This is a genomic window from Bacillus sp. JJ722 (assembly GCF_036963345.1).
Taxonomy (GTDB): domain Bacteria; phylum Bacillota; class Bacilli; order Bacillales; family DSM-1321; genus Bacillus_AD.
Map to the genome: position 1 here is coordinate 1 of NZ_JBALMO010000001.1, position 12,640 is coordinate 12,640.

8 protein-coding genes are annotated in these 12,640 nt (G+C 33.0%); 1 reads left to right on the forward strand and 7 read right to left on the reverse strand.

Features of this window, described 5'->3' with window-relative positions; all coding sequences use genetic code 11:
• The first annotated feature begins 232 nt into the window (after window positions 1-232).
• Window positions 233-1,369, forward strand: a complete 1,137-nt coding sequence (locus V7014_RS00005) for a response regulator (RefSeq protein ID WP_335502460.1) — start codon at window positions 233-235, stop codon at window positions 1,367-1,369.
• Window positions 1,370-1,411: 42 nt separating this feature from the next.
• Here the strand turns inward: V7014_RS00005 and V7014_RS00010 are convergent, their stop codons facing one another.
• From V7014_RS00010 to V7014_RS00040, 7 genes are all read right to left on the reverse strand, one after another.
• Window positions 1,412-4,438: an ATP-binding protein gene (locus tag V7014_RS00010; RefSeq protein ID WP_335502464.1), complete on the reverse strand. Its 3,027-nt coding sequence runs from the start codon at window positions 4,436-4,438 to the stop codon at window positions 1,412-1,414.
• A gap of 130 nt (window positions 4,439-4,568) precedes the next feature.
• Entirely contained in the window at window positions 4,569-6,686 is a 2,118-nt protein-coding gene (locus V7014_RS00015) for a cellulose biosynthesis cyclic di-GMP-binding regulatory protein BcsB (RefSeq protein ID WP_335502467.1), read from the reverse strand.
• Window positions 6,683-7,954 carry a glycosyltransferase family 2 protein gene (locus tag V7014_RS00020; protein ID WP_335502471.1) on the reverse strand — a complete coding sequence of 424 codons (1,272 nt, stop codon included), beginning with the start codon at window positions 7,952-7,954 and terminating at the stop codon, window positions 6,683-6,685. Before V7014_RS00020 ends, V7014_RS00015 begins: the two co-directional genes overlap by 4 nt.
• Before the next feature lies 1 nt (window position 7,955).
• Window positions 7,956-9,656, reverse strand: coding sequence for a DUF2334 domain-containing protein (locus tag V7014_RS00025; RefSeq protein WP_335502474.1), 1,701 nt, complete (start codon window positions 9,654-9,656; stop codon window positions 7,956-7,958).
• Window positions 9,646-10,509, reverse strand: coding sequence for a GGDEF domain-containing protein (locus V7014_RS00030; protein WP_335502478.1), 864 nt, complete (start codon window positions 10,507-10,509; stop codon window positions 9,646-9,648). Before V7014_RS00030 ends, V7014_RS00025 begins: the two co-directional genes overlap by 11 nt.
• A complete protein-coding gene (locus tag V7014_RS00035) occupies window positions 10,487-11,599 on the reverse strand; it encodes a hypothetical protein (RefSeq protein WP_335502484.1) in 1,113 nt (370 codons plus the stop codon). The genes V7014_RS00030 and V7014_RS00035 overlap by 23 nt, the downstream gene beginning before the upstream one ends.
• A gap of 32 nt (window positions 11,600-11,631) precedes the next feature.
• On the reverse strand, window positions 11,632-12,640 hold a 1,009-nt coding region (locus tag V7014_RS00040), incomplete at its 5' end, for a GGDEF domain-containing protein (protein WP_335502488.1).

Consider the following 12,640-nt stretch of genomic DNA (forward strand, 5'->3'; position numbering starts at 1 on the left):
CATTATCGTAATAATTGGACAAAACATTCTCATATAATTAAGTTAATATTATATGCAAAGATGCATATTTTTCACAAAAGTCACAAATAACATCTCCCAATCATTGCTTATTTAGATAAGATATGTAATAAGTAATATAAGAAAGTACAATATAGTAAACATCATAGTCCACTATATCGAAAGTTAAATACAAGATATAGATTTTTTAATGATAATGAAAGAAGGCATTAATATGATACGTACCATATTAGTCGATGATGAAAAATTAGCTCTAGACCTTATGGAGAAGAAGTTACATAAAATTGGAGGCATTGAAGTAATAGGGAAGTTTTCAGATCCAGAATCTGTAATAAACGAGATGAAAAACCTAGACTTTCAAGTTGCTTTTTTAGATATTGAAATGACTGGCATCAGTGGCTTAGACTTAGCAGAAATCATTCAAGAATGGAAGAGTGATATTCATATTGTATTTGTTACTGCTTATCGCGACTATGCCATCCAAGCCTTTGAATTAAACTCTATTGATTATTTATTAAAACCTGTACTAGAAGGTAGGCTAACAAAAACAATCGACCGAATAGTTGAGCAACTAGAATTAAATAACAAAAATAATCTTACTCAAGATAAACCGACATCATCTACCTTAGAAATTAATTGTTTCAATGAATTCATAGTATACAACAATAAACAGCCTGTTAAATGGAAAACGGCTAAGGTTAAAGAACTATTTGCATTTTTTATTACCCATCTCGGTACATACGTCAATCGAGATTCTATAATCAATCAGCTTTGGCCTGACTATGATTATAAAAAGGCAAAAATCCAGCTCCATACATGCATTTCCCATTTAAGGAAGATGCTCGATTTACTAGGTTATAATCAATCACTTACATATTCGAACCAAAGCTACGCTTTAAACTTAACAGACTTTTACTGTGACGCTATAGAGCTAGAAGAGATATTAAATATGCATACGAACATAAGTAAAGATAATATTATTCTCTTAGAAAATGCTGTTCAAAAATACGTTGGTGAATACATGGAAACGAATGAATATGAATGGGCACAAGCAAAAGCACACACCATCTCACAAAATATATTTCAATTACTGCAAAAAATGATAGATTACTATACAAAATGCGGAGAACAAAATAAAAAGCAACAATGTTTAATAATGCTTCTGAAATACAATCCTTATTCAGAACATGCACTCCAACAACTCATGTTGCATAACATCGAAATTGGTAATAGAGGAGATGCTGTAAAGGTTTATCAAGAATTTTCCGAACTTTTACTAGGAGACCTTGATATCGAACCAGATCATTCTACTAAAAAATTGTATCAATCAATTTGCGATGGTGAGTTATAAAAATAACAAGCGCTAGCTATTTAAAAGAGCTAGCGCTTATGTTTACTTTGGAATGATAAAACGTACAGTTGTACCAATGCTTGGAATGCTAGATATATCTAGCCCATGACCATATAATTGTTTTAATCGCTTATCTGTATTTAACAAACCAATGCCACGCTTGTCATTCTTTTGTTGACTTGAAAGTAATGTCTGTAATTGGTTTTTAGAAATTCCAACTCCATTATCAATAATAGCAACTTGCACTCCTTTTTTCATATCAATAACTTGTATACAGATTATACCCCCGTTTGGTTGTTTAAGAACCCCATGCTTTATTGCATTTTCTACAAGTGGTTGGATCGATAATGGTGGAATCTGTACTGATACATGTTCATCCACTTCCCATTCTACTTTCAATCGTTCGTTAAAGCGCTGCTGTTGAATGAATACATAGGAACGAACTAATTTAATTTCTTGATTTATTGGAATTACTTGATTTAAATTTTGCGTATTAAAGCTTGCACGGAGATAGTTGCCGAATTCATCTAATAATTCCATCATTTTGCAGGGATTAATTTCACTTAACGCTGCTATTGTGTTTAAAGTGTTAAATAAAAAATGCGGCTGAATTTGCGCTTGTAACCAAGCCGCTTCCATTCGTATTCTTTCATTTATAGATTTTTTCAAGTTTATCAAAACCTTCACACGAGTCTTTAACTCAAGTTGTTCAACAGGCTTTATAACATAATCATTTGCTCCATAATAAAAACCTGCTTGAATATCTTCAATCTGGTTACGTGCCGTCAATAATAAAATTGGAAGTTCTGTAATTGAAAATCTATCTCGAATTTTTCTAGTTAATTCATAGCCTGACATATTAGGCATCATAACATCCGTAATAACAAGATCCCAGATACCAGTATTTAATAATTGAATTGCCGCTTGTCCACACGTACATGTAACCACATTATATGGTTCAGATATCAAAATACGTTTGAGTATCGATAAATTCATTGGATCATCATCAACCACTAGAATAGATGGTGACTCCTCATTCCTAATTGTCGGTCTCTCGCTTAGATCACTTTCTTCTTTCATGAATATAGGAGTAGATGGTTTATGATCAGTTACCACTGTGTCATTACTGTCTACTGGAAGTGTGAAAGTGAATGTACTACCTATTCCAACAATTGATTTCACAGATAATATACCTCCATGTAATTTGACTAACTGCTCACAAATACTCAAGCCTAATCCTATTCCGCCAGCAATAGCAGTCCTACTTGAATTAACTTGTTCATATGGTTTGAAAATGGAATGCAATGTCTCTTGATCCATACCTATCCCAGGGTCTTCTACTCGTATGATTGCAACTCCATCTTCTACCTCAGCGAAAATTTTTATTGTTCCTTCATTCGTATATTTCACCGCGTTATGTAAAAGATTAAATAGAATTTGAAATAGACGATTCTCATCTGCTTTCACAGTTGGAAAGGTTTTAGAAATATGAATTTCAAACGAAATATTTTTTTCTTCTGTCATAAAACATAACATATCTATAACACTAGAAACGACTGACAATACATTCACGGAACCGAATTGTAATTGTACAGCTCCCTCTTTTAGCTTTGTTATATCCAGTAGATCACTTAATATAAGTGACATTCTCCGGCCAACTTTCATAAGAAGTTGTAAATTTTCCCTATTTTCTTCGTTTAAACTATCCTTTTCACTTTCCAAAATCGTATTCGTAATATTGATGATTCCATGAAGTGGATTTCTCAATTCATGAGATGTATTAGCAAGGAACTCATCTCTTGTTTTATCTTTCTTTTGTAATTTTAAAGTTAGTTCCTTACTCTCTTTAGTAGCTTGAAAAAACTTATGAAACCAAAATATTGAAAAAATGATAACGCCAACGATGAGATCAAAAGGATAATACGAGTATTCAAGATTCATTGTATTTTTAATAATGCCCCATATTATACTGGAGGCTACACTCATGATTACCAGTATGATGTAAATACTATCCCCTTGACCTGTTGAAATTCCTTGATAGGAAACCTTAACAAAAATAATCGATCCATATAACATAACTATATAAAATAATATGAAACTGATTTGCGATAATGGTTGGGTTAAAGTCCAAAAAATCAACAAAAAATAAAGTGCACAAAAAATTTTATTAATGTAAATATTTGATTTATTCTTCATTTCAACAACTGTAAGAATATATTGTATAAATTGTAATAAAAAAAATACTGCACTTGCATAAGATAAATATAATAAAATTTTCCACCATTCAAAGCTTACAGAAGGAAAAAAATAAAATAATGACTTATCATCATCAACTGAAACAGACATAGCCATACAAAAAAATGCTGTTGCTAGATACAATACTTCTTTTTTTCTAACGAATACACTAAAAATAATTAACACATAAATACCGTGAAAAAACAAAACACTAATGGAAATAAATTCCATCGAGAATGTAAATAATCTCTCCTTTTTCATGGCTGAATACGTACCGAATTCTATGGGCTTTGTAATTCCACTCGATCTAAATAATGTGTCATTGGTTATATGAATAAGAAGTTCGATTTCGCTCACATTGCCATCCACATGCACTTCATAAGGTTGATAATTCAATTTAGAATACTTCTTGCCGTTATGCTTTTGGTCCAATTCCTCTACTTTCTTACCATTTATGTATATTGTGCTCGCTGATTTAATTTCTTGAAAATATATACTGTATGGTTGCTTACTTTGTTCATTTAGTAATATACGCAGCCGATAAGTTCCTTTTCTATTTGATTTTACTTGTCTTTCAGGTACCTTCACCAATGCATGAGATAATTCTTCTAAAGATTTTGCACCAGGCTCTATTAATTGTCCCTGAAAAAATTCCCAATCCCCATTAAGAGAAAGTGTCTCGTTAACAGGGATTGGTATTTCTCGAAGGTCAAGTACCCCCTCTTTGACTTGAGGATAATCTGATTTCTGATGGACGAAAATCCAATAGAATCGAAGACCCATCAATAAACAAATAAACAAACTTACAATAACTATCGTTTTTTTCTTATCCATTAGATTATACTTTCGCAACTATACTTCACGATCCCCTATTAAAATCTCTAATTTAATCACAGCTGCTGGTTACATTCTACTAACGTATTTCAAGGCATAAGGTAAGGTATAAGGGGATGTCAATTTAGGTTTACTCTTTCTTTTTTCTTTTTTGAATAACAAAAATTAAAATCGAAACCAAGATTAATAATGCAACTATACTTATAATCCACCAAATAGAAAATTGGATTGATTTTTCTTGCTTCTCTTCCGGCTCTAACTCTTTTCCAGTCTCCTTTTCAAATTGCGCAGCATTTGTAAAGGTTTGATTATTTAGCGTATTTACAGCAACTGTCGCATCTTCATTCAAATTCCGTAAATTATTTAGGAACGATTCTTCTAAATACGGTGCATCTTGTTTAGTACGATCAAATACAAGAATGTTATTTTGTTCTTTACTCCAAGGATTAGGCTGAATCCATGAAAATGATTTGATTGTTTCAGTAATAAAGCCAAACTCACTTAACTGTGGTGCATCATTATCATACGGAATAATTAATTGATCTTTAACGTCATTTAATAATGGCTGGACTTTAGGTCCGCCGATAAAAATAACATTTTCATTGTTTACATTCTCTTTTTTTATTTCATTAGCCCTCTTTAATGTTAAATCGCTTAGTTGGCTATTTATACTTAAAGATCGATACAGTTGAAGTAACTGTTTATCTTCAATTTGCTTATTGTTTGGCAATACTATTGTAGTTGCTTTAGAATTTCCAACAAAGGAAGTTGGATAGCCAGCTAATGTATTTTTAACTTCATTACCCTTATTATCAGAATTGAATTGAAAGAAACTATCATTTGAAATATAGATCCATCGATTTTCATCAGCAGTCACACAAGGATTCTTTTCACGTAAGCCATTTGAAACAAATTGAAGATCAATCAATCCATTTTCTTTAATAGCATCTTCTTTTATTGGTAGATTTACATTATATACACCGTTCTCTTCTTTTGACAGCGAACGAATATTTACCGAATGTGGTACGTCATTGACTAAAACAACTAATTCGATTTCTTCATTTATATTATTTTCATTAATGGTAGGAATCGTTTCTGATCGCTTTAGTTGTAAATGTAGGGATGGATTATCATTTGGGTTTTGTGAAAAGGGTACATAATAATAATAATGTTGGCTTTGTCCTCTCTCACTATCTAAGACCATTGACTCCATTCCAAACTTTTTCAAAGACACTCTACTTAAATCCTCTGTTTCCTTAATAACAGGCATTTTACTAATCGACATTTGACGGCCAGATAATTGTGTATTTAATTGATTATTTGTAAGTACTTTGATACGATCTTGAATATTTTTAGATTTGTCTGCTGTTACAATTAAAGCTTCCGAACTTTTATTCCCATTCATTAACTTATGTCTTGAAAGAATGATGAATGAAGGATCATCCGGTAACTCTGCCTCCGTCAATAAATTCTTCATGAAAGGTGAATCAAATTCAGATTTTGCTCCTAAGAAAATGATATTACCTTGAATTTTTCGCAGATTCGACTCTCGAACAACTTGAATCGTATCTTTCTCATTTGTTTGTTCAGCTAAATAGGTTGCAACCATTAATCCACTATTTAGTGTTTCTGTAGATGATTGATCAGGAATTACGATATAGACAGGATTTTTCTCTGTTCCAATAAATGATCTCGGATAATCCTTAAGAGCCTGTGTTTCTTCATTCATCTGTCCATTTAGTTGAAAATATGAATCTATGCCAATTGTTAGCCAATTACCTGATGTATTTTGATCAACACAAACACCTTCTTTAATTACGCCATAAAACGAAACAGTTACACTATGTGCACCTTTTTTCAACGCATTTCCTGTCAATGGAATCGTTAAATCTGAATTTACATTTCCTTCATGTAATGGTTTTGATGTTATGGTTTGACCATCAATACTAATCGTAATAGATGATGGTTCAATCAATAACTCAGAATGTTTAATCTTCAACACAAGTTGATTATTATTGCCGGTAGCATTAGAAATTAATTGATAATTCAACTTCACTTCTGCTTTAGGTCCAAATAACTCTATTGGACTATTAGTAACCACTTGTCTTTTAGGTAAATTCGAAGTGTCACCTATATTGATTCCTTCGATCTCAATTTGCGAACTTGCTTTTGCAACATCTCCATATGAGATAACACTCATAAATAGGACAGTAGCAAAAAACAATGTCATCATTAAATACTTCCTCATAGTGATCCTCCTTGTTTGTTCTGACCAAATCGTTCTGTTTTATACCATCTTACTTCTTGACGGAAGAGGACACGTTTAACTTCAAGAAATAAAGCGTAGATTACTAGAACAATCCACATTTGTGAATAGGTTAAATACATTAAAATAACGTAAAAAAAGTTTCTCCGATTCATTTCCGCTTTTTCGATACTTAAAGTAATCATTACTTCTGCTAAAAACAACAGAAAAGCTAGAATCCAAAGTGCAAGAGCAACATTGCCTATAGAAAGATCCAAATCATAAAACATATTTATAATGAACAACGTGTTAGACACGATTACTCCAAAAAAGAAAAGGAAATAAGTAAAGAAAAAGTAAAACAAATCAAACACAATTCGTTTTCTTTTTAATTTAAAGAACTGTCCAAGAAACTTTAAGACCACATATTGATTCCCACGAGCCCAACGGGTCCTTTGTTTCCACCATACTTTCAACGTTTCAGGTTCTTGCTCCCATGTAATAGCGGCCGGAAAAAAACGAATGTAATAACCGAGATTGTAAACTCGAATTGTCAATTCGGTATCTTCTGCTAATGCTTTCACATCCCATCCGCCTAATTGTTCGATTATATTTCGACGTATAGCGAAGTTCGTTCCAGGAATTGTTGCTACTTTAAACCACTTCCAACGACCTCCCTGCGCCATCCATTGGAAACAAATTGTTTCTATATTTATAAAACGAGTTAACCATGTACGGGCAGCATTAATAACTCGGAATTTCCCAACAACTGCCGCTGATTTTGGATCATTGATAAGCCCCATAACTAGATACCAAACTGATTTTCGTTCGGGCGTGTTATCGGCATCATAAACAACGATAATTTCACCATTTGATTGCCCTAACGCCTCATTTAAAGCACTTGATTTACCTATACCTTTATTCGGAGGCTTCGTTTCAATCACACGAATAAACGGAAAAGCTTCTGCAAATTCGTTGGCAATCTCACCCGTGCGATCTGAAGAATTATCGTTAATTACAATGACTTCTAGCTTGTCTTTAGGATAATACAAACGCGACATTGCTTGTAATGTCTGCCCGATTACAACCTCTTCATTATGTGCAGGTATAAACACACTAACCGTTGGCAAATTCACCATTTTCTTTTCCCACTTTGGAATAACCTTCTCAAACGTTTTAAAGTGGCGATAACCACCTTGCATTAAAAACATGTGGTAAAGTAACATCACCCATATTAAAACGAGCGAAGTATAAAATAATATGTCAGCCATGCTATTTCCTCTCCTCAAAAAGTCGTTTTCTCAATTGTGTTTTCAACCGCAGGATATAGACTAAAAAGACTGTTATGGTAATTGCAACACAAGCAGCAAGAATCCAAAGTATGAAATCAAATGGTTTGTCTTTCATTTGTTGAAGCAGACGGTCATTTAGCTTAATATTTGATGTTACTTCAAGTGGTTTTCCAGTTGCTTGCTTAATCGTTACGTTCTCCGTTTTTACAGATTGTTCGGTCTCCCTTAAATCCAGCCATTCAACATTAGGGACAGATTCAATTAAGTTAACCAACTGAGGTAAATATTCATTGCCTAAATAACTATGATAAGATCCACCAATCATTGAACCCGGAACCGTTTGTAACCGACTGATCGTTCGTTTCATCTCTTGTAGAGGATCAGTTAAAGCCGGATTAACGTATCCAATCGTATCTGGATATATCTTCATGCCATGAAGAATAGCCGGCTCTGTAACAAACAGTGGAGCTTCTACAATTCTTCGATCCTCGTCACTAAATTGAATTTGACCAAATATAGATGAAAAATATTTGGCCGTACTACGATAGCCATTTGAACTCATAGCATAATTTGGTGCTTCAAAAGCAACAGGATATAATCCTAATTCGGTCATTTCTTCTATTGAGTTAGTCATTTTCTCTTCTATATATCTTTTTTCAATTTCGTCGATATTTTCAACGTATTTTCGATACTCTTGCTCAGATGAAAAATCACTTCTCACTTTAAGTGGTTCTGGTGTTTGATCGGTTTTTTCTGTTGAAATTCGTTGATTCATTTTTATATCCCAAAACTCAAATCCACCGCCTTGTTCTTCAAAACGATATGAATGAGAGTAGCCATTTGCAATAATCATTCCACCCCGTGATTGCAAGTCTTTAATCACTTGAACAAGCTCCTTTTGTTGCGATAAAGTAACTGCTTTACCATTTTGACTATTTGCAACTGGAACAACTGACATATAGAATGGAATACCTTGCTCTGCCAAATATTCTCCCGCTTCTTTCAATTTTTTAGGATCTGTTAACGGTGAAATATCCTCTAAGCGAATATATGCAGTATGGCCATCTGGCTGTTCTTGTTCCATGATTTCGTAAAGAGATCGAGAAAAAGCATATTTTTGTTCACCATTTAAAGAAGTAGTAGCTATAAAAGAGAGACGTCCATTTTTCACAATAAAAGGAATCTTACCTTGTAAATCTTCACCAACTGAAATGATTTCACTTCCTTTTGGTGGAATTGAATGAACAACTGGAATAGTTGTGGATAATGGTTCACCATCTAAATTCCTTATATATCTGGTATCTGAAAACCGCCAACTATTGAATGGCAAAAGCTGTTCTGTATTTTCTCCAATTGATACAATTTGACCTTCAAACTTCTCAAACGCCTCTTTAGCAAACATTGGTATATTGCCTTTTACATCACCAACAAATACAAGAACATCATTTTGTTTAACGGATGTTTCGTTAAATTGATTAGCTGAAACAAGGTCTACTTTCTCTGCAAATGCAGCTAAAGTTGCCTCAATAAAATGAATTCTTTCATTTATTATGTCGTCCTTTGTCATATAGACAATAAGAATATTTGGCTTGTCTTCTTTACCTTCAGCTTGTGATACTTCGATAAACATTTGAAAAATAAACAAGAAGCATAGCAATGGAATTAATCTTTTAAAGCTCACGAAATACCATCTCACTTTCTACCTGTGAGAACAAAGTTTGATAATCTTGAATGGATGAATGTTGATCGTAAGCTATATGACCTGAACGAAAAGAAAGAGTGACATAATTTTTGTTTAAAAGCCGATGAGTTGTTATTCTTTTCACTAATTTATCGTAAATTACCTCAACAGATTTACTATCTGTATGTGATAATAACAGTGCAAAACGATCTTGCTCATATCGAAACTTACGATCTGTTAAACGCATAACCTCCATCATCTCTTCTCCTAGAGACAATAGAAGATGACTAGTTTCTTTTTCACCGTACAACTTTCTAAACTCTGCAAAATGATCCATCTGTAACAAAACAAGTGTAAATGCCCCACCATAGCGATCTACCCTTTTCATTTCCATGTTCACTTCTAGACTCATTCGATGTTGATTATCAAACCCCGTATCTACGTCCACAGCTACATATTGATTATTCTCCTCTTGAAGTCGACGATTCAATTTACCTAATGTCAAAATGCGCTCATGGATACGTCCTGCTATCAAAATCATAATAATAAGGACAAACCCATACCCTAAAAACAACGGGAGTTCAAATCCTGTAAAACCTAATGGATTTGATGCATGTGTTAAATTCAAATAAACTAAAGCCGAACCTATAATAAAAATAAAGATTAAACTACTATACAACCCTGTAACAGTCCCTAAAAGCAAAGCAATGATCACCAATAAAATAAAAAAACCATACATTAGGAGGCCTACTGTTCCTTCTTTCATTAAAAAATAGCCAGGTACATGTAACAACAATATAAACGAAATGACTAAAAGGAGAATCTTTACCTCACTTTCTAAAAGCTTCTTCATCTAAAACCCTCCTTTCAACCAATAAAGCTAATAAATTATCAAAAGTATGTGTTTCCTTCGTTCGAATATCAATGTAGCCACCATCGTACGGTAAATCTGAGTTATTATATTGCATTTTTTTCATTCTCTCATATAGTTTTTTTGCAAATTCATCTTCTCCCACTTCAAGACACAACAATGTAGCCAATGCATAAACAGCTGGGGCTTCATACTGTACGATTGGTTTTCCCGTATCACCATCATATTGCCCATATATCTTACCTCCACCTTGTGAAAAAGCTGTTTTTGTAAAGGTAAGCAATGAGGAGACATCCCCTCCCCATTGTGCAAGATGATAGCCTGTATATAATTGATCAATTAAATTAATTTTTTCCTCATAAATATATTCCCCGGTAGGAATATGAAATTTTTTGGGAAAGAAGCCTAATTCCGTAGTAGGAGCATTTAAAAACATACTTTTAGTCTCTTGATAGATTTCTTTAGGCAATAAACCAGCACCCTTCATTTGATCAAAACCCGATGGAATAATATAGCTTAGCGTGAGATCTTTCCCTTTTGTTTTCTCATGCAAGTCTATAAAATCTACCATAAGATTGCTTCGAGTTTGATATGTAACAAGCTGCTCACTCATCTTGCTAGCTAAATCAGTATATTCTTTCTCATTCCATTGCTTTCCAGCTTTGAATAAAGCATCAATAATGCGCAAATCGTCTATTAATGCATTAGCAGGAGCTTCTTTATCCCCTTTAAGTTCCCAAATAACGAGATCATCATCCGTTAAGAAATACTTTTGTAATACCTCTACCTGTTTATCAAATTGTAAAATATCATTTTTTTCTACTAAATATTCCATCCAGAGCCCTACTGTTTCAGATAAAAAAACATCTTGTTGACTAGTTAAATTTGTACGTATTAAACCTTCTTTAGTTTGTAGGTTCTTTTTGATGAATTTTTCAGCCTTAAGCGTTTCATGTGCGATTGGTTTCTGCTTATTGTTTGATAAGACATATACAGTAACTCCCCCAACACTCAATACGAGAAGTATAAGTACTACGCCCCAGCAAACCTTTTTATTAATATATTGACTCACCATTCAATCTCCTAAGTGTATATTCTGTATGCTCAATGATTGCCTTCCAAACTAGATTGATACATTTTATAATTGCTTCTTAGATCGTTTTTCGATTTGTACATTGCTTTGTCTGCATATTCAATCAACGTATCTCGTTCTCTCGCATGATCCGGAAATATACTTATACCAATGCTTATATGTACATAAAATGTTTGGGAATTCACTACAAAAGGATCATTAAATAAAGCAATAATAGAATCCGTTTTATCTCTCAGATTTTCTACATCATCCAACAAAATAATGAATTCATCTCCACTCTGCCTAAATATTTGATCCTTATTTGAAAATTGACTAATCATCCGTAATCGATTTGCTACCTCTTTTAATACTAAATCACCTACTATATGTCCATACCGATCATTAATATCTTTAAAATAATCAAGATCAACAAATAATACAGCGAACTTTGTTTGCCTTTGATTCGCTTCCGAAATATATAAATCAAAGCATTGATTCAACATTCTCCGATTTGGCAAACCTGTTAACTCATCATGAAGTGCTTTGTACTTCCAATTTTCATCACTTACCTGGTTATTCGTTTCTGAAAAATGTATAAAATGCTGAATAACATTTCCTCTTTCATCAGTTAATGGAATAATAGTTACCTTAAGCCAAACGAATTCTCCTGATTTTTTACAATTACAGATTTCCCCTACCCATTTTTCACCATTTCTAATCTTTTCTTGAATAGCTGATAAGAATTCTTTTGAATGACACTGAGCATTCAGGCTCCAATAATCTTGACTATATAAATACTCTCTTGTATAGTTTGTAAATTCTACATACCGATCATTAACATATATGAATCGCCCTTCTGTATCAATAATGGCCATTTTTATTATTTTATCAACTACAAGCTTGGCTATTTGTAATTCTTCACATGACAAATCATGACGCAAATAATCATTACCTCCAAGAAAAAAATGTTTACCCATCATACTCCTCTTTCCATTAAAATCCTCTAATATAAAACCTAATGCTCTGAAACATATACAATTA

Coding starts and splice junctions, on each gene's coding strand:
- V7014_RS00005 (WP_335502460.1), top strand. CDS start 233: ATGATACGTACCATATTAGTCGATGATGAAAAATTAGCTCTAGACCTT.
- V7014_RS00010 (WP_335502464.1), bottom strand. CDS start 4,438: ATGGATAAGAAAAAAACGATAGTTATTGTAAGTTTGTTTATTTGTTTA.
- V7014_RS00015 (WP_335502467.1), bottom strand. CDS start 6,686: ATGAGGAAGTATTTAATGATGACATTGTTTTTTGCTACTGTCCTATTT.
- V7014_RS00020 (WP_335502471.1), bottom strand. CDS start 7,954: ATGGCTGACATATTATTTTATACTTCGCTCGTTTTAATATGGGTGATG.
- V7014_RS00030 (WP_335502478.1), bottom strand. CDS start 10,509: ATGAAGAAGCTTTTAGAAAGTGAGGTAAAGATTCTCCTTTTAGTCATT.